Annotated in this window: 22 protein-coding genes and 1 tRNA gene; 8 read left to right on the forward strand and 15 right to left on the reverse strand. The window is 66.6% G+C overall.

Going from position 1 to position 20,240, the window contains the following annotated elements:
- Positions 1 to 88: 88 nt before the first annotated feature.
- The 7 genes from Tchl_RS14730 to tpiA form a co-directional block, all read right to left on the reverse strand.
- Positions 89 to 1,342, reverse strand: a complete 1,254-nt coding sequence (locus tag Tchl_RS14730; protein ID WP_075149060.1) for an NADH-quinone oxidoreductase subunit D — start codon at positions 1,340 to 1,342, stop codon at positions 89 to 91.
- Complete coding sequence (locus tag Tchl_RS14735) at positions 1,335 to 1,940, reverse strand: NADH-quinone oxidoreductase subunit C (RefSeq protein WP_075149061.1); 606 nt, start codon at positions 1,938 to 1,940, stop codon at positions 1,335 to 1,337. Before Tchl_RS14735 ends, Tchl_RS14730 begins: the two co-directional genes overlap by 8 nt.
- A gap of 14 nt (positions 1,941 to 1,954) precedes the next feature.
- Positions 1,955 to 2,431: a NuoB/complex I 20 kDa subunit family protein gene (locus Tchl_RS14740; RefSeq protein ID WP_002926530.1), complete on the reverse strand. Its 477-nt coding sequence runs from the start codon at positions 2,429 to 2,431 to the stop codon at positions 1,955 to 1,957.
- A gap of 3 nt (positions 2,432 to 2,434) precedes the next feature.
- Positions 2,435 to 2,809: an NADH-quinone oxidoreductase subunit A gene (ndhC, locus tag Tchl_RS14745; protein ID WP_075149062.1), complete on the reverse strand. Its 375-nt coding sequence runs from the start codon at positions 2,807 to 2,809 to the stop codon at positions 2,435 to 2,437.
- A 104-nt stretch (positions 2,810 to 2,913) separates the two neighbouring features.
- Positions 2,914 to 2,998, reverse strand: a tRNA-Leu gene (locus Tchl_RS14750).
- Between the two features lie 66 nt (positions 2,999 to 3,064).
- A complete protein-coding gene (gene secG / locus Tchl_RS14755) occupies positions 3,065 to 3,424 on the reverse strand; it encodes a preprotein translocase subunit SecG (RefSeq protein ID WP_075149753.1) in 360 nt (119 codons plus the stop codon).
- A 37-nt stretch (positions 3,425 to 3,461) separates the two neighbouring features.
- Positions 3,462 to 4,199 carry a triose-phosphate isomerase gene (gene tpiA / locus Tchl_RS14760; protein WP_075149063.1) on the reverse strand — a complete coding sequence of 246 codons (738 nt, stop codon included), beginning with the start codon at positions 4,197 to 4,199 and terminating at the stop codon, positions 3,462 to 3,464.
- A 174-nt stretch (positions 4,200 to 4,373) separates the two neighbouring features.
- Here tpiA and Tchl_RS14765 point away from each other — a divergent pair, with 174 nt between their 5' ends.
- The 7 genes from Tchl_RS14765 (at position 4,374) to Tchl_RS14795 (ending at position 10,664) form a co-directional block, all read left to right on the forward strand.
- Entirely contained in the window at positions 4,374 to 4,754 is a 381-nt protein-coding gene (locus tag Tchl_RS14765) for an ArsR/SmtB family transcription factor (protein ID WP_075149064.1), read from the forward strand.
- Positions 4,751 to 5,236 (forward strand): arsenate reductase ArsC, encoded by a 486-nt coding sequence (locus Tchl_RS14770; protein WP_075149065.1) that lies wholly within the window; start codon positions 4,751 to 4,753, stop codon positions 5,234 to 5,236. The genes Tchl_RS14765 and Tchl_RS14770 overlap by 4 nt, the downstream gene beginning before the upstream one ends.
- A 74-nt stretch (positions 5,237 to 5,310) precedes the next feature.
- A complete protein-coding gene (gene arsD / locus Tchl_RS14775; protein ID WP_075149066.1) occupies positions 5,311 to 5,673 on the forward strand; it encodes an arsenite efflux transporter metallochaperone ArsD in 363 nt (120 codons plus the stop codon).
- A 181-nt stretch (positions 5,674 to 5,854) separates the two neighbouring features.
- Positions 5,855 to 7,645: an arsenical pump-driving ATPase gene (arsA, locus tag Tchl_RS14780; RefSeq protein ID WP_075149067.1), complete on the forward strand. Its 1,791-nt coding sequence runs from the start codon at positions 5,855 to 5,857 to the stop codon at positions 7,643 to 7,645.
- A 57-nt stretch (positions 7,646 to 7,702) separates the two neighbouring features.
- Positions 7,703 to 8,785 (forward strand): ACR3 family arsenite efflux transporter, encoded by a 1,083-nt coding sequence (gene arsB, locus Tchl_RS14785; RefSeq protein WP_075149068.1) that lies wholly within the window; start codon positions 7,703 to 7,705, stop codon positions 8,783 to 8,785.
- Positions 8,786 to 8,862: 77 nt separating this feature from the next.
- Positions 8,863 to 10,263: a hypothetical protein gene (locus tag Tchl_RS14790; RefSeq protein WP_232311599.1), complete on the forward strand. Its 1,401-nt coding sequence runs from the start codon at positions 8,863 to 8,865 to the stop codon at positions 10,261 to 10,263.
- 164 nt (positions 10,264 to 10,427) lie between these two features.
- The gene (locus Tchl_RS14795) at positions 10,428 to 10,664 is read left to right on the forward strand and encodes a DUF2789 domain-containing protein (RefSeq protein ID WP_075149069.1); all 237 of its coding nucleotides are present in this window, start codon (positions 10,428 to 10,430) and stop codon (positions 10,662 to 10,664) included.
- A gap of 83 nt (positions 10,665 to 10,747) precedes the next feature.
- Here the strand turns inward: Tchl_RS14795 and pstB are convergent, their stop codons facing one another.
- From pstB to Tchl_RS14835, 8 genes are all read right to left on the reverse strand, one after another.
- Positions 10,748 to 11,530, reverse strand: coding sequence for a phosphate ABC transporter ATP-binding protein PstB (gene pstB, locus Tchl_RS14800; protein WP_075149070.1), 783 nt, complete (start codon positions 11,528 to 11,530; stop codon positions 10,748 to 10,750).
- 50 nt (positions 11,531 to 11,580) lie between these two features.
- Entirely contained in the window at positions 11,581 to 12,510 is a 930-nt protein-coding gene (gene pstA, locus Tchl_RS14805) for a phosphate ABC transporter permease PstA (RefSeq protein ID WP_075149071.1), read from the reverse strand.
- Between the two features lie 4 nt (positions 12,511 to 12,514).
- The gene (gene pstC, locus Tchl_RS14810) at positions 12,515 to 13,462 is read right to left on the reverse strand and encodes a phosphate ABC transporter permease subunit PstC (protein WP_075149072.1); all 948 of its coding nucleotides are present in this window, start codon (positions 13,460 to 13,462) and stop codon (positions 12,515 to 12,517) included.
- A gap of 84 nt (positions 13,463 to 13,546) precedes the next feature.
- A complete protein-coding gene (locus tag Tchl_RS14815) occupies positions 13,547 to 14,545 on the reverse strand; it encodes a PstS family phosphate ABC transporter substrate-binding protein (RefSeq protein ID WP_075149073.1) in 999 nt (332 codons plus the stop codon).
- Between the two features lie 118 nt (positions 14,546 to 14,663).
- Positions 14,664 to 16,016, reverse strand: a complete 1,353-nt coding sequence (gene glmM / locus Tchl_RS14820; RefSeq protein WP_075149074.1) for a phosphoglucosamine mutase — start codon at positions 16,014 to 16,016, stop codon at positions 14,664 to 14,666.
- 32 nt (positions 16,017 to 16,048) lie between these two features.
- Positions 16,049 to 16,879: a dihydropteroate synthase gene (folP, locus tag Tchl_RS14825; protein WP_075149075.1), complete on the reverse strand. Its 831-nt coding sequence runs from the start codon at positions 16,877 to 16,879 to the stop codon at positions 16,049 to 16,051.
- Positions 16,880 to 16,980: 101 nt separating this feature from the next.
- On the reverse strand, positions 16,981 to 18,873 hold the full coding sequence (gene ftsH / locus Tchl_RS14830; RefSeq protein ID WP_075149076.1) for an ATP-dependent zinc metalloprotease FtsH: 1,893 nt from the start codon (positions 18,871 to 18,873) through the stop codon (positions 16,981 to 16,983).
- A 126-nt stretch (positions 18,874 to 18,999) separates the two neighbouring features.
- Positions 19,000 to 19,623, reverse strand: coding sequence for an RlmE family RNA methyltransferase (locus Tchl_RS14835; protein ID WP_075149077.1), 624 nt, complete (start codon positions 19,621 to 19,623; stop codon positions 19,000 to 19,002).
- An 89-nt stretch (positions 19,624 to 19,712) separates the two neighbouring features.
- Here Tchl_RS14835 and yhbY point away from each other — a divergent pair, with 89 nt between their 5' ends.
- Positions 19,713 to 20,162 carry a ribosome assembly RNA-binding protein YhbY gene (yhbY, locus tag Tchl_RS14840; protein ID WP_075149078.1) on the forward strand — a complete coding sequence of 150 codons (450 nt, stop codon included), beginning with the start codon at positions 19,713 to 19,715 and terminating at the stop codon, positions 20,160 to 20,162.
- Positions 20,163 to 20,240: the final 78 nt, after the last annotated feature.

Below are 20,240 nucleotides of genomic sequence, written 5' to 3' on the forward strand. Positions count from 1 at the left end.
TCTTCCGGATAGCCTGCCGATTCTTGTTTGATACCGTGGCGCCCGCGGGCGCCGATTCCCTTCGCGCGGACGCGTGCCGCGCGCCCGCTTACCGGTCGATTTCGCCGAACACCACGTCCATCGTGCCGATGATCGCGACCACGTCGGCGATCATGTGGCCGCGGGCCAGTTCGTCCATCGCCGCGAGGTGGGCAAAGCCCGGTGCGCGCAGCTTCAGGCGATACGGCTTGTTGGCCCCATCGGAGACGGCATAGACGCCGAACTCGCCCTTCGGGTGCTCGATCGCGGCATAGACTTCGCCTTTCGGCACGTGCATGCCTTCGGAAAAGAGCTTGAAGTGGTGGATCAGCTCTTCCATGTTCGACTTCATGTCCGCACGCGCGGGCGGGGCGACCTTGTGGTTGTCGGTGATCACCGGCCCGGGATTCTTGCGCAGCCAGTCGATGCACTGGCGGATGATGCGGTTCGACTGGCGCATCTCTTCCATGCGGCACAGGTAACGGTCGTAGCAGTCGCCGTTCTTGCCGATCGGGATGTCGAAGTCCATGCGGTCGTAGACTTCATAGGGCTGCTTCTTGCGCAGATCCCAGGCGATGCCCGAACCGCGCAGCATCGGCCCGGTGAAGCCCCACGCCAGTGCCTGCTCCGGCGAAACGACGCCGATGCCGACGGTGCGCTGCTTCCAGATCCGGTTGTCGGTGAGCAGGGTCTCGTATTCGTCGCAGTAGGTCGGGAAGCGGTCGGTGAAGTCTTCCAGGAAATCGAGCAGCGAGCCTTCGCGGCTGGCATTGAGCTCGCGGACCGTCTTCTCGTTCTTGAACTTGTTGACCTCGTACTTCGGCATCCGGTCCGGCAGGTCGCGATAAACGCCGCCCGGCCGGTAGTAGGCTGCATGCATGCGCGCGCCGGACACCGCCTCGTAGACGTCCATCAGGTCTTCGCGCTCGCGGAAGGTGTACAGCACCATCGTCATCGCACCGATGTCGAGCGCGTGGGTGCCGATGTTAAGCAGGTGGTTCAGGATCCGCGTGACCTCGTCGAACATGACGCGGATGTACTGGGCGCGCTCCGGCACCTGAACGCCGAGCAGCTTCTCGATCGCCATGCAGTAGGCATGCTCGTTGCACATCATCGAGACGTAGTCGAGGCGGTCCATGTAGGGCACCGACTGGACCCAGGTGCGGGTCTCGGCCAGCTTTTCGGTGCCGCGGTGCAGCAGGCCGATGTGCGGATCGGCACGCTCGACGACTTCGCCATCCAGCTCCAGCACCAGGCGCAGGACGCCGTGGGCGGAAGGATGCTGCGGGCCGAAGTTGATCGTGTAATTGCGGATCTCAGCCATGGCCGACGTCCCCGTAGTTCTCTTCGCGCACGATGCGCGGCGTGTTCTCGCGCGGCTCGATGGTCACCGGCTGATAGACGACCCTGCCCTGTTCCGGGTCGTAACGCATTTCGACGTAGCCCGACACCGGGAAGTCCTTGCGGAACGGATGACCGACGAAACCGTAGTCGGTGAGGATGCGGCGCAGGTCGGGATGGCCGGCGTACATGATGCCGTACAGATCAAAGGACTCGCGCTCGAACCAGTTGGCGCTCGGCCACACATCGACGACCGAATCGACTACCGGGAAATCGTCGTCCTCGGCGAACACCCGTACACGCAATCGCCAGTTGTGCCTGACCGAAGTCAGGTGAGCCACGGAAGCGAAACGCCGGCCTTCCCAGGCGGCATTGCCATAAGTGGAATAATCGAGCCCCGAAATGTCGATCAGCTGATCGAAGCGCAAGTCGTCATGATCGCGCAGCTTGCGCGCGATGCGCAGATATTCGGTGGCGGCGACTTCGATCGTGAGCTCGCCGCGGTCGAGCACCAGCGACCGGATGCGGTCGCCGAATACATCGCGCAAGGCCTGGCTCAGGCGTTCAAGTTTGGCACTCATGTCTGGGACACCCTTCAGCGCGCAATCGTGTTGGTGCGCTTGATCTTGTTCTGGAGCTGCAGAATGCCGTAGATCAGCGCCTCGGCCGTCGGCGGACAGCCCGGCACATAGACGTCGACCGGCACGATCCGGTCGCAGCCACGCACCACCGAGTAGGAATAGTGATAGTAGCCGCCACCATTGGCGCACGACCCCATGGAAATGACCCAGCGCGGCTCCGACATCTGGTCATAGACCTTGCGCAGCGCCGGCGCCATCTTGTTGCACAGCGTACCGGCCACGATCATCAGATCGGACTGGCGCGGACTGGGCCGGAACACGACGCCGAAGCGGTCGAGGTCATAGCGCGAACAGCCCGCATGAATCATTTCCACCGCACAACAGGCCAGACCGAAGGTCATCGGCCACAACGAACCGGTGCGCGTCCAATTGATGACCGCATCGAGCGAGGTGGTAACAAACCCCTCGCGGAAGACGCCCTCAATGCTCATGCATTACTCCCAGTCGAGTGCGCCGTTTTTCCACTCGACGATGTACCCGATGACCAGAACCGTGAGAAAGACCATCACCGAGCCGAACACGAACCAGGCCAGCTCGCCGGCGGCAATGAATTCCTGAAAGACCGTCGCCCAGGGAAAGAGGAAGGCGATTTCGAGATCGAACAGGATGAAGAGAATGGCGATCAGGTAATAGCGAACGTCGAACTTCATGCGGGCGTCTTCAAACGCCTCGAAGCCGCATTCGTAGGGAGAGAGCTTTTCGCCGTCAGGGCGATAGGGCGCGAGAAGTCGCCCAAGAATGACAGGAGCAAGCCCGAAACCAAGTCCAACGAGAATGAACACCAATACGGGAAAATAATTTTCCAGCATGTTCAGAAACCCCCATTGCGTTCGACAGCGTCAACGATGCGCTGCAATTATTGTTTTGGCTGCTCTGCATGGAAACGCCCGCAAATGCGGGCGTTTCCGGAATATGGTGCCGACGATGAGACTCGAACTCATACGGCTTTCGCCACTACCCCCTCAAGATAGCGTGTCTACCAATTTCACCACGTCGGCGCTTCGTTCAGAAAGCCAAAGAATTATACGGGTTTTTACGCAGTGCGCAAAGACTCGCAAGGATAATTATTTGGGAATCGACTGCGCCGGAGAGGTGTCGGCCGGAGCCCCCGGAGCAACCGGGATCGGCTCGCTCGCGGGCGCGCCCTGCACCCCTTCCATGACGCTGGAAGGCGCGGCCGGCTTGTTGCTGGCAAGATAGCTCAGCCCCAGGCTGGTGATGAAAAACGCCGTCGCCAGCACCGCAGTGGTACGGCTCAGGAAGTTCGCCGACCCGGACGAACCGAACAGGCTGCCCGACGATCCGCTGCCGAATGCCGCCCCCATATCGGCACCTTTGCCGTGCTGCACAAGAACGAGCCCAATGACTGCCAGACCGACCAGCACATGGACAGTGAGCACCAGGGAAAAAAGATAGTCGCCCATCACTAACCTTGAAAAAACCAAACGATTAAACAACCCATCAAGCCGGATCTGCCGCTGCGCCGCAGATCGCCATGAAATCAACCGCCACCAGCGATGCCCCGCCAATCAGGCCGCCATCGACATCCGCCACCGCGAAGATCTCGCGCGCATTCCCGGGCTTGACGCTGCCGCCATAGAGGATCCGCACCGACTCCGCTTCGACCCCATGCGCCACCAGCCAGGCGCGGATACCGCCATGCACTTCGGCCACCTGCTCGGCACTGGCCGAGGATCCGCTGCCGATCGCCCATACCGGCTCGTACGCCAGCACCACCGAGGCCATCGCCGCCACCCCGAGCACTTCGAGCACCGCTGCGAGCTGACGACCGATCACCGCCATCACCCGCCCGGCGTCACGCTCGGCGAGGGTTTCGCCCACACAGACGATCGGCACCACGCCTGCCGCCAGCGCCGCACGCGCCTTGCGCCCGACGGTGACGTCCTGCTCACCGAACAGCGCCCGGCGCTCGGAATGACCGACGATGACATAGCGGCAACCGAATTCGGCCAGCATCGACGCGCTTACCTCTCCGGTATAGGCCCCGGCGGCATACTCGCTGACGTCCTGCGCACCGAGCGCCAGTCCGCCCGGTCGCTGCTGCAGCTGGGCGAGATACGGGTAGGGGACGCACACGGCGACTTCCACCCCCGGGCTTGCCTCGAGCTGATCGAGCAGGACACGATTGGCGACAAGACTGCCATTCATCTTCCAGTTGCCGGCGACGAGTCTGATCATGTGGCGCGCTTATCTACAAGCTAAACCGATGGATTATAGGACGGCAAGGCATGCCTCGCAAATCGGATCCGCCGCTCCGCACCAGCAAGACGGGTGCCACGAGCTTGCACTGGACTCGAAGTCGGATTAGCATCTGAACCGTTCAACAATATTTGTACTATCAAAAAGATCCAGATGGAGAAACGAAGCGCCCTGCAGGTCTTCGAAGCCCTGTCGTCCGGCATCCGCCTCGACGTCTACCGCTGCCTCGTGGTCGCCGGACGCCAGGGTATGGTTGCAGGTGAAATTGCCGCCACACTCGACATCCCGCCGACCAATCTCTCGTTCCACCTCAAGAACCTGACCCAGTCCGGGCTTCTGAACGTGGCGCAGGAAGGGCGCTTCCAGCGCTACCGCGCCAACATCGAGACGATGCTCGAGGTCATCGCCTACCTCACCGAAAATTGCTGCGCAGGACGTCCGCACGAGTGCGCCGACTTCCGCCGGAGCCAGCCCGGCCTCGCCGCCCTGCTCCCCCCGCTCGACTGCCCTGCCGAAGAATCCGATCACCCATGAACGTCCTTTTCTTGTGTACCGGCAATTCCTGCCGCTCCATCCTTGCCGAAGCCACGTTCAATGCTCTGGCGCCCGCCCCGCTGCGGGCGATGAGCGCCGGCAGCCAGCCTGCCGGCTACGTCCACCCGCATTCACTGGCGCTGCTCGCCCGCGAAGGAATCCCCACCGCGGGCTGCCGCAGCAAGTCATGGAACGAGCTCCCCGCCACGCCCGACGTGGTCATCACCGTCTGCGCCAGCGCCGCCGGCGAAAGCTGCCCGGTTTATCTGGCCCCGGTGCCGCGCGCCCACTGGGGCGTGGACGACCCGGCCAGGGCCACCGGCACGACGGCCGAAATCGACGCCGCGTTCGAATCCGCCTACCGCATCCTGCGCCACCGCATCGAAGCCTTCCTCGCCCTGCCGGCCGACCTTGCCGCACGGGATCCGCAACGGTTCCGGCACGAACTCGCGCACATCGGCACCCTCGTACCGGCAAAATAGCGCGGCAAGCTTTCAACCCCGCCATGCAGGCCCCCTGGATGGCACCCACGCAGCTTCCACAGGAGAACCGCAACATGAGCACCATCCAGATCTTCGACCCCGCGCTGTGCTGCCCCACCGGCGTCTGCGGCACCGACGTCGATCCGATGTTCGCCAAGGCCGCCGCCGACCTCGACTGGGCCAAGGAAGAAGGCATCGCCATCGAACGCTTCAACCTCGCCATGGACCCCCAGGCTTTCGCCGCCAACGCGGTGGTCAAGGCCTTCCTCGAGCGCTCCGGCGAGGACGCCCTGCCCCTGATCCTGGTCGACGGCGAAATGATGCTCGCCGGTCGTTACCCGAACCGCGCCGAGCTGTCGCGCTGGGCCGGGGTGTCCTCCCCCAAGCTCAATCCGGTGCCGGCCGGCAACTGCTGCAGCGGCGGCCACTGCGGCTGAGCACGGCGCGCGCCCGTCCCCGCCCTGCGGGGGCGGGTCCGGCAGCCGCGACGGGGCAGGTTCCGCCCTCGGGCGCCGCTTGCCGAGCTGTCGCCGACCGGTCCTCTGTGTGCATTGCCCACCGCCCGCCGGCATGCCGCCCCGATCCTTCCGATCCTCTGCTCCCGTGACTTCAGCCGCCATGCACTTTCTCGAACATCCGCCCCGCCACCTGTTCTTCACCGGCAAGGGCGGCGTCGGCAAAACCTCGATCGCCTGCGCCACCGCGGTCCGCCTGGCCGATGCCGGGCGCCGGGTGCTGCTGGTCAGCACCGATCCGGCCTCCAACGTCGGCCAGGTGTTCGGCGTCGAGATCGGCGACCGCATCACCCCGATTCCCGCCGTGCCGCGGCTGTCCGCGCTCGAGATCGACCCCGAGGCGGCCGCCCGCGCCTACCGCGAGCGCATCGTCGGCCCGGTCCGCGGCGTCCTCCCCGACAGCGTGGTGCGCGGCATCGAAGAGCAGCTCTCGGGTGCGTGCACCACCGAAATCGCCGCCTTCGACGAGTTCACCGGCCTGCTCACCGATGGCGAACTGGCGCAGGCATTCGAGCACATCGTGTTCGACACTGCCCCGACCGGCCACACCATCCGCCTGCTGCAGCTCCCCGGGGCATGGACCGGCTTCCTCGACGACAGCAGCAGCGGCGCTTCCTGCCTCGGCCCCCTCGCCGGCCTGGAAAAGCAGCGCCAGCAATACCGCGCGGCGGTCGATGCGCTCGCGGCCCCCGCCCTGACCCGCCTCGTGCTGGTCGCCCGCGCCCAGGCCTCGACCCTGCGCGAAGTCGCACGGACTCACGCAGAGCTCGCCGCGATCGGCCTCGGGCGCCAGTTCCTCGTCATCAACGGCGTGCTGCCGGCCGAAGCCGTCGAGGACGATGCGCTCGCCGCGGCGATCGCCCGCCGCGAGGCCGAGTCACTCGAGCGCTGTCCGGCCGTCCTGCGCGCCCTGCCCACCGACCGCATCGCGCTGATGCCGTTCAACCTCGTCGGCCTGGCGGCCCTGCGCGCGTTGCTGGCGCCGGCGGCCGCAACCACGGCCGGCACGAGCACGGCCGCCGGCCGGCATTCGGACCGCGCGCCGGAGCCGCTTCCCGCCCTGCCCGGACTTTCCGCCCTGGTCGATGAGATCGCCCCGGGCGGCCACGGCCTGGTGATGCTGATGGGCAAGGGCGGAGTGGGCAAGACCACGCTGGCCGCTGCGATCGCAGTCGAGCTCGCCCACCGCGGCCACGACGTGCACCTGAGCACCTCCGACCCTGCCGCCCATCTCGACGAGACCCTCGCCGGCGGGCTCGTCCACCTGACCGTCAGCCGCATCGATCCCCAGGCCGAAACCGAGCGTTACCGCAACGACGTCCTCGCCACCAAGGGCGAGGCCCTCGATGCACGCGGCCGCGCCCTCCTCGAAGAAGACCTGCGCTCGCCGTGCACCGAGGAAATCGCCGTCTTCCAGGCCTTCTCGCGCATCATCCGCGACGCCGGACGCAAGTTCGTCGTCATGGACACCGCCCCCACCGGCCACACCCTGCTGCTGCTCGATGCCACCGGCGCCTATCACCGCGAGGTCGCACGCAACATGGACAAGAGCGGCATCGCCCACTTCACCACGCCGATGCTGCAGCTGCAGGACCCGGCCCAGACCAAGGTGCTGATCGTCACCCTGGCCGAGACCACGCCGGTGCTCGAAGCGGCCCGCCTGCAGGCCGACCTGCGCCGCGCCGGCATCGAGCCGTGGGCGTGGATCATCAACAACAGTCTGGCTGCAGCCGCTCCGCACGCGCCCCTGCTCGCCCGCCGTGCCGCCGCAGAAGGACCGCAGATCGCCGCGGTGCGCGAGCATCATGCCCGCCGCGTCGCGCTGGTGCCACTGCAGGCCGAAGAGCCGGTCGGCGTCGACCGTCTGCTGGCGCTCGCCGGCGGCAAGTGCTAGTTTCCGCGCCCCCGCATCTCGCGTTCAGCCCTCGTTTCCGCCCCCACTGGAGCCTCCATGTCCGCCCAATGTGAAGTCGTCGGCAAGAAAGCGGCCGCAGCCCCGATCAGCTTCTTCGAACGCTACCTCAGCCTCTGGGTGTTCCTCTGCATCGTCGCCGGCACCGCCTTCGGCCAGGCCGCGCCCGACCTTGCACAGGCGGTCGGCGCGCTCGAGATCGCCCACGTCAACCTCCCGGTCGGGCTGCTGATCTGGGTCATGATCATCCCGATGCTGATGAAGATCGACTTCGGCGCGCTGCACGAAGTGCGCGAGCAGAAAGCCGGCATGGCCGTCACCCTGTTCGTGAACTGGGCGGTGAAGCCGTTCACGATGGCGCTGCTGGGCTGGATCTTCATCCGCCATGTGTTCGCCCCCTGGCTGCCAGCAGAACAGCTCGACAGCTACATCGCCGGCCTGATCCTGCTCGGCGCCGCACCGTGCACGGCGATGGTGTTCGTGTGGAGCAACCTGTGCCGCGGCAACGCCAACTTCACCCTGACCCAGGTCGCGCTCAACGATCTGGTCATGGTGTTCGCCTTCGCCCCGATCGTCGCCCTGCTGCTGGGCGTGTCCTCGATCCCGGTGCCGTGGGACACGCTGACGCTGTCGGTGCTGATGTACATCGTCATCCCGCTGGCGATCGCCCAGTTCATCCGCGCCCGCCTGCTGCGGCGCGGCCGCGCCGCCCTCGACGCCGCGCTGGCGCGCATCGGCCCCTTCTCCATCCTCGCGCTCCTCGCCACCCTGGTGCTGCTGTTCTCGTTCCAGGGCGGGACGATCATCGCCCAGCCGGCGATCATCGCCATGCTCGCGGTGCCGATCCTGCTCCAGACCCTGTTCATCGCCGCGCTCGGCTACGGGCTGAACCGCAAGCTCAAGGTGCGCCACGACGTCGCCGGCCCATCGACGATGATCGGCGCCTCCAACTTCTTCGAGCTCGCGGTGGCGGTGGCGATCGTGCTCTACGGCTTCGATTCCGGCGCCGCGCTGGCGACGGTGGTCGGCGTGCTGATCGAGGTGCCGGTGATGCTGTGGCTGGTGAAGATGGTGACGCGCACGCGGCGCTGGTACGAGCGCGCACTGCCGGCTTCGGCCTGAGGCGGGGCGGGCGCGTCCGCCGATGCATTTTTCACCCGAGCGCACGCATCCTCCAACACACTGATCGGGCCGACACGATGCATCCTCCCCTGAAGCTCGCCCCACTGCCCGCACCACAGCTGCCGGCCGTTCCCGCCCCCCACGCCAGCGCACCCGCCTTCCCCCCCGCGGGCGACGCAGCCCGACTTGCGCTTGCCCTCAACCGGCATTGCGCCTGCCGCAGTCTGGACCGCGAACGCCTACGCCGCCAGCTCGAAGCCGAGCCCGCCCTGCTCGGGCTCGCGGCGGACATCGCCCACAGCCGTCCGCACCTGTTCTCGGCCACCGCGGTGTTCATCCCCCCCGCCACCCTGCAGGCCATGGCCGAGCTCGTCGCCGCCATCGACACCGTCGTCGCCCTGCCCGGCTTCCGCGCCGAGGCGCTGCGCCGCGCGCCGGTGATCGCGCAGCACGATCACGGCCCGCGGGGCGTGTTCATGGGCTTCGACTTCCATCTCGGCGACGACGGTCCGCAACTGATCGAGATCAACACCAACGCCGGCGGCGCCCTGCTCAACCGCGCCCTGGCGCACGCGCAGCAGGCCTGCTGCACCCAGATCGAACCCTACCTGCGCCCCACCGCCGACCTCGACCGGCTCGACGCCGTCTGGCTGCAGATGTTCCTCGACGAATGGACCCTGCAGCGCGGCGGCGGCCGCCCCGCGCGCATCGCCATCGTGGACGAGGCCCCGGCGCAGCAATACCTCCATCCCGAGTTCCTGCTGTTCCAGCACCTGTTCCGCAGCGCCGGCATCGACGCGCTGATCACCGACCCGGCCGGGCTCGACTGGCACGAAGGCCGCCTGCTGCACGACGGCCGGGCGATCGACCTGGTCTACAACCGTCTCACCGACTTCTACCTCGAATCGCCGGCGCTGGCGCCGTTGCGCGCGGCCTTCGAGGCCGGCGCGGTGGTGCTGACGCCACACCCGCACGCCCATGCCCTGTATGCTGACAAGCGCAACCTGGCGCGGCTGAGCGACCCCGCACACCTCGCCGCGCTCGCCGTCCCCGCGGCGCTGATCGACCGCCTCGCGGCGGGCATCCCGCGCACGCTCGAAGTCACCGCCGCGCACGCCGACGAGTTATGGGCGCGGCGGCGCGGCCTGTTCTTCAAGCCCGCGACCGGCTTCGGCAGCCGCGCCGCCTATCGCGGCGACAAGCTCACGCGGCGCGTGTGGCAGGACATCATCGCCGGCGCCTACGTCGCCCAGACCATCGTCCTGCCCTCGGAGCGCCTGGTGAATGTCGACGGCCAGGACAGCGAACTCAAGCTCGACGTGCGCGCCTACACCTATGCCGGCCGCATCCAGTTGGTCGCCGCACGCCTCTACATCGGACAGACGACCAACTTCCGCACCCCGGGCGGCGGCTTCGCGCCGGTGTTCCTGACCGGCGACGAGAACACCGCCCGCCCCGCAGCGGACGTCGCCGCGTGAATGAGACCGCCAGCCGGCGCGACCACGGCTGACCGTCGCCGGGATCGTCGCTCGCAGGTGGCCGGAGGTGCCGCTCGACAGCGCCGGCACCGCGGTCGCGGGTAAAGGTGTGCGCTATAGTTCGAAGGGGTCACCACACTCGCTTCGTCACTCAGGAGGACGCCATGGAACAGCCGGTACATGCGCTGAAGGACTTGTTCGCCCAGCTCGGTCTGCCCGACGATGCCGACTCCATCGAGTCCTTCATCCGCACCCACTCACCGCTCGCCGAGAGCGTGAAGCTGGCCGACGCCCCGTTCTGGACCAGCGCACAGGCGGGCTTCCTGCGCGAGGAACTCGCCGAGGATGCGGACTGGGCCGAGCTTGTCGATCAGCTCAGCGCGGCGCTGCGGGCCGGGTAGCGATCCCCCATGCCGGCGACGGGCATCGACTGGAGCGAAAAAAAGCCGGCCACGACGGGCCGGCGCGATGCAAGAGGCGGGACTCAGCCGAAGCGGCCGGTGATGTAGTCCTCGGTTTCCTTCTTCTTCGGCTTCAGGAACAGCTCGTCGGTGACGCCGAACTCGACCAGTTCGCCCAGGTACATGTAGGCGGTGAAGTCCGAGATGCGCGCCGCCTGCTGCATGTTGTGGGTCACGATCAGGATCGTCACCTTGTCCTTCAGCTCGGTGACCAGCTCCTCGATGCTCGCAGTGGCGATCGGGTCGAGCGCCGAGGTCGGCTCGTCGAAGAGGATGATCTCGGGGTCGGTGGCGAGCGCGCGCGCGATGCACAGGCGCTGCTGCTGGCCGCCCGAGAGATTGGCGCCGAGCTCGTCGAGGCGGTGCTTGACCTCATCCCACAGCGCCGCATCCTTGAGCGCCTGCTCGACCTTGCCGTCGATCACCGTCCGGTTCTTCTCGCCGCGCACGCGCAGGCCGTAGGCGACGTTCTCGTAGATCGACTTCGGGAAGGGGTTGGGCTTCTGGAACACCATGCTGATGCGCATGCGCACCTCGATCGGGTCGACGTCGGCGGCGAGCAGGTTGGTATTGTCCGGGTAGAGGCGGATCTCACCCGCGTAGCGGTTGCCCGGGTAAAGGTCGTGCATGCGGTTGAACGAGCGCAGCAGCGTCGACTTGCCGCAGCCGGAGGGGCCGATCAGCGCGGTGACCTTCTTGTCGTAGACCGGGAAGGAAATACCCTTGAGGGCGTGGAACTGGCCGTAGTGGAAGTTGAAGTCGCGCACTTCGGACTTCAGCGCCAGCGGGGTCGCAGGTGTTTTCATGCTTTGCTCTCGAAAGAATCCGGATGTCCTGGGCGCGGTCGCGGCCGTGCTCACCACTTGATGTTGCGGCGCAGGCGGTAGCGCAGCCAGATCGCCAGCCCGTTCATGGCCAGGGTCATGAAGACGAGGATGAAGCCGGCGGCGGCGGCGTTGTAGTGGAAGTTCGGGTCGGGACGCGACACCCAGTTGAACATCTGGATCGGCATCACGGTGAACGGCGCGAACAGCCAGTCAAACAGCCCGGCCGGCGGCTCGCCCGCGAACGGCGCCGGCGGCAGGAAGGCGATGAAGGTGAGCGCGCCGATGGTGATGATCGGCGCGGTCTCGCCGATCGCGCGCGCCATCCCGATGATGACGCCGGTGAGGATGCCGGCACCCGAATACGGCACGATGTGGTCGCGCACCAGCTGCCAGGTGGTGCACCCGCAGGCGTAGGCCGCCTCGCGGACGGCCTGCGGAATGGCGCGGATGGCCTCGCGCGTGGACACGATGATCACCGGCAGGATCAGCAGTGCCAGCGTCAACCCCGCCGACAGGATGCTCTGGCCGAAGCCGAAGCCATACACGAAGATGCCTAGCGCGAGCAGGCCGTAGATGATCGAGGGCACGCCGGCGAGGTTGGTGACGTTGATCTCGATGATGTCGGTGACCCAGTTCTTGCGCGCGTACTCTTCCAGATACACGCCCGCGGCGACGCCGAAAGGCACGGCCGCGGTGACGGTGACCAGCATCACCAGCACGGTGCCGACCCAGGCCGACAGGATCCCGGCCTGGCCCGGACGGCGCGACGGGAAGCTGGTGAGGAAGTCCCACGACAGGCGCGGCACGCCATCGATCGCCATCTGCGCGAACAACGCCACCAGGGTCAACACGCACAGCATCATCGCGAGCAGGCCGGTGAGGCCGAAGATCATGTCCCAGCGCTTGGCACGCCGGATCACCGTGCGGATCCGGCTCAGGTTTGCGGAATGATTGTCCATGGTGTCAGTACGCCTCGCGGAACTTGCGCCGCAGCCAGTAGCCGAGGATGTTGAACAGCAGGGTCAGCAGCACCAGCACGAGGCCGGCGGCGAAGATGGTCTGGTAGCCGATCTCGCCGTGCGGTAGGTCGCCCAGTGCCACCTGCACGATGTAGGCGGTGATCGTGCCGGCGCCTTCGGTCGGGTCGAAGGTGAGCTTCGGCTGCATGCCGGCGGCCACCGCCACCACCATGGTCTCGCCCACCGCGCGCGAGACGCCGAGGATGTAGGCGGCGGCGATGCCCGAGATCGCCGACGGGGTGACGACCTTGATCGCGGTCTGGAAGCGGGTCGCGCCGGTGGCGTAGGAGGCCTCGCGCAGCGCCATCGGCACCGCGCGCATGGCGTCCTCGGCCACCGAGCTGATGTAGGGCACGATCATCACGCCGATCACCAGACCGGCCGACAGCATGTTGAAGCCGGGCAACTCGGGAAAGATCATCTGCAGCAGCGGCGTGACGAAAAGCAGGGCGAAGTAGCCATAGACGATGGTCGGAATGCCTTCGAGCAGCTCGAGGAAGGGCTTCACCGTCTCGCGCACCCTGGTCGAGGCGAATTCCGACAGGTAGATCGCGATGATGGTACCGAGCGGAATCGCCACCAGCAGGCCGACGCCGGCGACGGTCAGCGTCCCCGACAGCAGCGGCAGGATGCCGTAGTGGGCGTCGGCGAAGAGCGGCGTCCACTGGGTGTCGGTGAGGAAGTCGAAGAGCGGGACATGCTCGAAGAACACGAGCGATTCGGACACCAGGATGTAAAGGATCGCGACCGTCGTGAACACCGATACGCACGCGGCGAAGAATAGCAAGGCCTCGATGACCTGCTCCTTCATGTGGCGCGTGCGCTTCTTCTTCAGACGTTCGCTGGTGACCGGCAGCGAGGCCGGCGCAGCAGCAGCGAGGCTGGCGGACATGGGTGAATCCTTGGCTTGCATGCGAGCTCACGGGACGGGGAAGGCCCCCGGAGGCGAGGCCCCGGAGGCATTCCACACAAGGCTTTACTTGGCTTCGAGCGACATCAGCTCTTCGATGGTGATGCCGACCTTGTTCTCGCCGCCGAACTTGGTGCCCCTGGCGAGCTTGGCGACCTGCTCGATGTTGTAGTCGTAGGCCTTCTTCGGCAGCGGCACGTACTTGACTTCGGCCGCCAGCGCCGCGCCTTCCTTGTTGTAGAACTCAACGAACTCCTTGACTTCGGGCTTCTCGAGCGACTTGGCATTGACGTAGATGAAGATCGGGCGCGACAGCGGGGTGTAGCTGCCATCGAGCACCGATTCCATCGACGGGCCGACCGCCGGTTTGCCGTCTTCGGCGATGATCTTCGCCGCCTTGAGCTTGTCCTTGTTCTCTTCGTAATAGGCAAAGCCGAAGAAGCCGAGCGCATTGACGTCGCGCGACACGCCCTGCACCAGCACGTTGTCGTCTTCCGAGGCGGTGAAGTCGCCGCGGCTGGACTTGGACTTGCCGGTGACCGCTTCGGTGAAGTAGTCGAAGGTGCCCGAATCGGCGCCGGCGCCGTAGAGCGTCAGGTCACGATCGGGCCAGGCGGGGTTCACCTGGTTCCACTTCGTGATCTTGCCCTGCGCGGCCGGCTCCCACATGGCCTTCAGCTGGGCCACGGTGATGCCCTTGTCGGCCCAGTCGTTCTTCGGGTTCAACACCACGGTGAGCGCATCGAAGGCGATCGGCAGTTCGACGAACTCGATGCCGGCGGCCTTGCAGTCGTCGATTTCCTTCTTCGAGATCGGCCGCGAGGCGTTGGAGATGTCCGTTTCGCCGCGGCAGAACTTCTTGAAGCCGCCGCCGGTGCCAGAGACGCCGACCGTCACCCGCACGCCGCCCTTCTTCGCTTTCTGGAACTCCTCGGCCACGGCCTCGGTGACCGGGAACACCGTAGAGGAGCCGTCGACCTTCACCAAGGCCTGGGCGGCGGCACCGCCGGAAACGAAAGCACCGGCGACAGCAACCGCAGCAGCAGCGAACTTGAAAACTTTCATGAGACTCTCTCCGTCAGTTGGACATCGGTTCAGACGGACGAGAGTGTATGAATGCTTTGTTACATCGCTGTGACACATCGCATGACTGCAAGACGGGACATGCCGCGATCAGCGTGGGTCAGGCGGACGCACGCTCCACAACGGCAGCGATATCGCCCGCCAGACGTTCGACGACAACGCCGTCGCGCCCCTCGACCATCACCCGTAGCAGGGGTTCGGTGCCGGACGGGCGCAGCAGCACCCGCCCGCTGTCGCCCAGCTCCGCCTCGGCCCGCGCCTGCGCCGCGGCGATACCGGGGTCGGCCTGCCAGTCGAAACCGGCTGGCAGGCCGACGTTGATCAGTTTCTGGGGATAGAACACGAGCTCGGCACAGGCTTCGGCCAGCGTCTGCCCCTGCTGCTTGAGTGCCGCCAGCACCTGCAGCGCCGAGACGATGCCATCGCCGGTGGTGTGGCGGTCGAGACAGATGATGTGGCCGGAGTTTTCGCCACCGAGCTTCCAGCCGCGCTCGTGCAGCAGTTCGAGCACGTAACGGTCGCCGACCTTGGCGCGTGCGAACGGGACGCCGAGGCGCGCGATCGCGTGTTCGAAGCCGAGGTTGCTCATCAGCGTGCCGACCACGCCGTCGAGACGGCCCTCGGCATGGCGCGCGCGCGCCACGACGTAGAGCAGCTTGTCGCCATCGTAGATCTGGCCGCGCTGGTCGACCATGATCAGGCGGTCCGCGTCGCCGTCGAGGGCAACGCCCAGATCGGCCCTGTGGGCGAGCACCGCCTTCTTCAGGTGCTCCGGGCGGGTCGCACCGACGCCATCGTTGATGTTGAGGCCGTTGGGCTCGACCCCCACCGGCAGGACTTCGGCGCCGAGCTCGTGGAAAACCTTGGGGGCGATGTGATACGCGGCACCATGGGCGCAGTCGACTGCGATGCGCATGCCGCGCAGGTCGAGCTCATTGGGGAAGGTGCTCTTGCAGAATTCGATGTAGCGACCGGCGGCGTCGGCCACCCGCCGCGCCTTGCCCAGCCGGGCCGCTTCGGCGCAGCCCATCGGCTGATCGAGGCGGGACTCGATTTCGGCCTCGACCGCATCGGCCAGCTTGGCCCCGCCGGCGGAAAAGAACTTGATCCCGTTATCGTAGAACGGGTTGTGCGAAGCGGAGATCACCACGCCCGCCTGCAGGCGCAGTGCGCGGGTCAGGTAGGCCACCGCCGGAGTCGGAATCGGCCCGGCGAGGATGACGTCGACACCCGCGGCGGAAAACCCGGCCTCGAGCGCGGCTTCGAGCATGTAGCCTGAAATCCGCGTGTCCTTGCCGATCAGCACCGCCGGATGCTCGCCGGCCGGGAGCTTCTCGCGCGCGACCAGGGTGACCCCTGCGGCGTAGCCCAGGCGCATCACGAACTCGGGCGTGATCGGCACCTCTCCGACCCTGCCGCGCACCCCGTCAGTGCCAAAATACCTGCGCCCCATGCTCGCTCCCGGCTGTCGTTCGAAGCCGCGGATTATGACACCGATGACAGCGCCTGCCACACCTTGAGCGCATCGCGGGTCGGGCCGACATCATGCACGCGGACGATATGGGCGCCGCGCTGCACCGCGATCAGCGCCGCGGCAACGCTCGCCGGCATGCGCGCATCCACCGCCCGGCCGGTGACCGCCCCCAGCATCGATTTGCGTGACATCCCCGCAAGCACGGCCAGCCCGCCGCAGCCGAAGCGCGCGAGTTCGCGCAGCAGGGTGTAGTTGTGTTCGACCGACTTGCCGAACCCGAAGCCGGGATCGAGGACAATGCGCCCGCGCTCGACCCCGGCATGTTCGAGCGCATGCACGCGTTCAGCCAGGAAGTCCTCGACTTCGGCGACGACGTCGGCATAGTGGGGGGCGGCCTGCATCGTGCGCGGCTCGCCCTGCATGTGCATCACGCACAGGGCCGCCGCACTCCCGGCAACCGCCTCGATCGCACCCTCGGCGCGAAAGGCGTTGATGTCGTTGATCATGTCAGCCCCGGCGGCGAGCGCGGCGCGCATCACCGCCGGCTTCACCGTGTCGATCGACAGTGGCACCCGCCAGTCGCGGACATGTTCGACGAAGCGGGCCACGCGCTCGAGTTCCTGCTGCTCGGGAACCGGATCGGAGCCGGGACGGGTGGACTCGGCACCGATGTCGAGCATGTCCGCCCCTTGCTCGAGCGCGCGCTCGGCACGGTCGATCGCCGCCGCCAGATCGCCGCGCGAACCGTCTCCGGAAAAGGAGTCGTCGGTGAGGTTGATGATCGCCATCACCCGAGGCTGGCTCAGATCGAGCCGGAAGCGGCCGCAAAGCAGAAAGGGCATGAAAGACTCACAGGCAGGGAACGGTTACTGGCGCGCCAAGGAAACGGGCCGGACATGCCGGCCCATCTTGTCGGACGTGCCCCGGAAAGGGCGGGGAGGACTCAGGCTGCCGGAGCCGCCGCGGTCGGCGCGGCACCCGGGGTGTCGTCCTTGGTGCGCGAGGTGGGTGCCGTGGCCGGCTTGGGCGGGCGCGGCGGGCGGCCGGCCATGATGTCGTTGACCTGGTCGGCATCGATGGTTTCCCACTCGAGCAGCGCCTTGGTCATGGCCTCGACCTTGTCGCTGTTCTCTTCGAGCAGGCGGCGCGCGAGCGCGTACTGCTGGTCGATGATGCGGCGGATTTCGGCGTCCACCTTCTGCATCGTCGCTTCGGAAACGTTGCGATGGGTGGTGACCTGGCGGCCGAGGAAGATCTCGCCCTCCTCCTCGCCATACACCATCGGCCCGAGGTTGTCCGACATCCCCCACTGGGTGACCATGCGCCGGGCAAGGTCGGTGGCGCGGGCGAAGTCGTTCGACGCCCCGGTGGTCATCTGCTTCATGAAGACTTCTTCAGCGATGCGCCCGCCGAACAGCACGGTGATCGTCTGCAGCAGGCGGTCGCGGTCCTGGCTGTAACGATCCTCGGTCGGCAGTTGCATGGTCACCCCCAGCGCGCGCCCGCGCGGGATGATGGTGACCTTGTGCACCGGATCGGTCTTGTCGAGCAGGCGCGCGACCACGGCGTGGCCGGATTCGTGGTAGGCGGTGTTGCGCCGCTCCTCCTCGGGCATCACCACCGAGCGGCGCTCCGCGCCCATCATGATCTTGTCCTTGGCGCGCTCGAAGTCATCCATATCCACCAGGCGCTTGTTGGCACGTGCAGCGAAAAGCGCGGCCTCATTGACCAGGTTGGCGAGATCGGCACCGGCAAACCCGGGCGTGCCACGGGCGAGGACCTGGGGATCGACGTCGGGCGCGATCGGCACCTTGCGCATGTGCACCTTGAGGATCTGCTCGCGGCCGCGGATGTCGGGCAGCGACACCACGACCTGGCGGTCGAAGCGGCCCGGGCGCAGCAGCGCGGGATCGAGCACGTCGGGACGGTTGGTCGCGGCGATCACGATCACGCCGGTCTGACCTTCGAAGCCGTCCATCTCGACCAGCAACTGGTTCAGCGTCTGCTCGCGCTCGTCGTTGCCGCCGCCCAGGCCGGCGCCACGCTGGCGGCCGACGGCGTCGATCTCGTCGATGAAGATGATGCACGGCGCCTGCTTCTTGGCCTGCTCGAACATGTCGCGCACGCGCGCTGCGCCGACGCCGACGAACATTTCGACAAAGTCGGAACCGGAGATCGAGAAGAACGGCACCTTGGCCTCGCCGGCGATGGCCTTGGCGAGGAGCGTCTTGCCGGTACCGGGCGAGCCGACCATCAGCACGCCCTTCGGGATGCGGCCGCCGAGCTTCTGGAACTTGGACGGATCGCGCAGGAATTCGACCAGTTCGAACACTTCTTCCTTGGCCTCGTCACAACCGGCGACGTCGGCGAAGGTGATCGAGTTGGCCGACTCGTCGAGCATGCGTGCCTTGCTCTTGCCGAACGAGAACGCGCCGCCCTTGCCGCCGCCCTGCATCTGCCGCATGAAGAAGATCCACACCCCGATCAGCAGCAGCATCGGGAACCATGACACGAAGATGCTGGCGAGGAAGGACTGCTCTTCCTCGGGCTTGGAGGCGTTGATCTGAACGCCGTAGCGCATCAGGTCGGACACCATCCAGATGTCCTGGACGCCGGGCGTATACACGGTGATCGCGCGACCCTCCTGGGTCGTGGCCTTGAGCATGCGGCCGTCGATCGTCGCTTTCGCGATGCGCCCCGCCTTGGCTTCCTCGAGGAACTGGGAGTATTCCATCGTGTTGGGCGGCGTCTGGCGCGCATTGAACTGGTTGAATACGGTCATCAGCACGACGCCGATGACCATCCAGATCGCGAGATTCTTCAAAAGATTGTTCAACGTTCTGTTCCCCGAAGGCCGATGCGGCCTGTATCTGTACGCGACTGACCGATTCTAGTGGTGAACGTTCCCGCGGGCAAACCAATGGGAGCGATTGGAAAAGGCAATCGCTCGCCCCCCCGGTACTCAGAATGGGCGCGGCCCCCTGCCCAGCAGATAGACTTCGGCACTGCGATCGCGCGAAGCCTTCGGCTTGCGCACCTGAACGCTGGCGAAAGCCGCCTCCATCTGCTTGCGATAGGCCATGAAGCCCTCGCCCTGGAATATCTTGACGAGGAAATGACCGCCCGGCTTCAGGTGGCGACGGGCGAAATCGAGCGCAAGCTCGCACAGGTGGATCGAGCGCGCCTGGTCCACTGCGGCGACGCCGGACAGGTTCGGCGCCATGTCCGACAGCACGACATCGACCTGCGCCCCCTCGAGACGGGCCTCGAGCGCTTCGAGCACCGCGTCCTCGGTGAAGTCGCCGAGCAGGAAGTCGACCCCGGCGACCGCTTCCATCGGCAGCAGATCGAGCGCGAACACCCGCCCGTTCGGGGCGCAGCGCTTGACCGCGACCTGGCACCAGGAGCCGGGTGCCGCGCCCAGATCGACCGCCACCGCCCCCGGCTTCAAGAGCCGGTCGCGCTCATCGATCTCGATCAACTTGTACGCGGCACGCGCGCGGTAGCCTTCGGCCTGGGCGCGCTGCACATAGGGATCGTTGAGGTGATCATGCACCCAGGCACGACTGGTCTTGTTCTTTTTCATCCGTCTGTCCGCAGTTCCGGCGCGGGCACTGAGCACGCACTCGGAGTAGAATCCGGGTCCCAAGGAAGTCAAGCACCCAGAGAATTTCAATGACCGATCTCACCCCGGCACAGCGCCGCGACCTGCGCGCGCGCGCCCATCACCTGAACCCCGTGGTCACCATCGCGGGCAACGGCCTCGCCCCCAACGTCGTGGCCGAGATCGAACGCTCGCTGCAGGCGCACGAACTCATCAAGATCAAGGTCCAGGGCGCCGAGCGCGAGCAGCGCGACGCCTTGATGGAGGAACTGTGCGCCACCCTCAACGCCAGCCCGGTGCAGCACATCGGCAATATCCTGATCGTCTGGCGCGCACGCCGCGAGACTGAAAAAGCCGCCCCAGTCACCGAAAGCAAGCCCGTCCGCGGTGCCGCCACGGCCAAATCGGCCGCAGCCTTCGCCGCCGCGGCGCGGCGTGCAGCGCTGGCCAAGGCGAGCGCTGAATCGAGACGTACCCCGACGCCACGTAGCCGCAGCGGTAGCGGCTCGCGCGGGCGCTGAGCCCTCGCTGACGCCCCCGGCCGCGTCCGTCCGGGAAAGGCCCAACGCAAATCGGGAAAACATTCCACCGCCGGGGGC

Origin of the sequence: Thauera chlorobenzoica, from assembly GCF_001922305.1 — a bacterium.
In the GTDB taxonomy this organism is placed as follows: domain Bacteria; phylum Pseudomonadota; class Gammaproteobacteria; order Burkholderiales; family Rhodocyclaceae; genus Thauera; species Thauera chlorobenzoica.

Excerpts from the sequence above, each read along its gene's own strand:
- Tchl_RS14730 (WP_075149060.1), bottom strand. The coding sequence starts at position 1,342 with ATGGCTGAGATCCGCAATTACACGATCAACTTCGGCCCGCAGCATCCT.
- Tchl_RS14735 (WP_075149061.1), bottom strand. The coding sequence starts at position 1,940 with ATGAGTGCCAAACTTGAACGCCTGAGCCAGGCCTTGCGCGATGTATTC.
- Tchl_RS14740 (WP_002926530.1), bottom strand. The coding sequence starts at position 2,431 with ATGAGCATTGAGGGCGTCTTCCGCGAGGGGTTTGTTACCACCTCGCTC.
- ndhC (WP_075149062.1), bottom strand. The coding sequence starts at position 2,809 with ATGCTGGAAAATTATTTTCCCGTATTGGTGTTCATTCTCGTTGGACTT.
- secG (WP_075149753.1), bottom strand. The coding sequence starts at position 3,424 with ATGGGCGACTATCTTTTTTCCCTGGTGCTCACTGTCCATGTGCTGGTC.
- tpiA (WP_075149063.1), bottom strand. The coding sequence starts at position 4,199 with ATGATCAGACTCGTCGCCGGCAACTGGAAGATGAATGGCAGTCTTGTC.
- Tchl_RS14765 (WP_075149064.1), top strand. The coding sequence starts at position 4,374 with ATGGAGAAACGAAGCGCCCTGCAGGTCTTCGAAGCCCTGTCGTCCGGC.
- Tchl_RS14770 (WP_075149065.1), top strand. The coding sequence starts at position 4,751 with ATGAACGTCCTTTTCTTGTGTACCGGCAATTCCTGCCGCTCCATCCTT.
- arsD (WP_075149066.1), top strand. The coding sequence starts at position 5,311 with ATGAGCACCATCCAGATCTTCGACCCCGCGCTGTGCTGCCCCACCGGC.
- arsA (WP_075149067.1), top strand. The coding sequence starts at position 5,855 with ATGCACTTTCTCGAACATCCGCCCCGCCACCTGTTCTTCACCGGCAAG.
- arsB (WP_075149068.1), top strand. The coding sequence starts at position 7,703 with ATGTCCGCCCAATGTGAAGTCGTCGGCAAGAAAGCGGCCGCAGCCCCG.
- Tchl_RS14790 (WP_232311599.1), top strand. The coding sequence starts at position 8,863 with ATGCATCCTCCCCTGAAGCTCGCCCCACTGCCCGCACCACAGCTGCCG.
- Tchl_RS14795 (WP_075149069.1), top strand. The coding sequence starts at position 10,428 with ATGGAACAGCCGGTACATGCGCTGAAGGACTTGTTCGCCCAGCTCGGT.
- pstB (WP_075149070.1), bottom strand. The coding sequence starts at position 11,530 with ATGAAAACACCTGCGACCCCGCTGGCGCTGAAGTCCGAAGTGCGCGAC.
- pstA (WP_075149071.1), bottom strand. The coding sequence starts at position 12,510 with ATGGACAATCATTCCGCAAACCTGAGCCGGATCCGCACGGTGATCCGG.
- pstC (WP_075149072.1), bottom strand. The coding sequence starts at position 13,462 with ATGTCCGCCAGCCTCGCTGCTGCTGCGCCGGCCTCGCTGCCGGTCACC.
- Tchl_RS14815 (WP_075149073.1), bottom strand. The coding sequence starts at position 14,545 with ATGAAAGTTTTCAAGTTCGCTGCTGCTGCGGTTGCTGTCGCCGGTGCT.
- glmM (WP_075149074.1), bottom strand. The coding sequence starts at position 16,016 with ATGGGGCGCAGGTATTTTGGCACTGACGGGGTGCGCGGCAGGGTCGGA.
- folP (WP_075149075.1), bottom strand. The coding sequence starts at position 16,879 with ATGCCCTTTCTGCTTTGCGGCCGCTTCCGGCTCGATCTGAGCCAGCCT.
- Tchl_RS14835 (WP_075149077.1), bottom strand. The coding sequence starts at position 19,623 with ATGAAAAAGAACAAGACCAGTCGTGCCTGGGTGCATGATCACCTCAAC.
- yhbY (WP_075149078.1), top strand. The coding sequence starts at position 19,713 with ATGACCGATCTCACCCCGGCACAGCGCCGCGACCTGCGCGCGCGCGCC.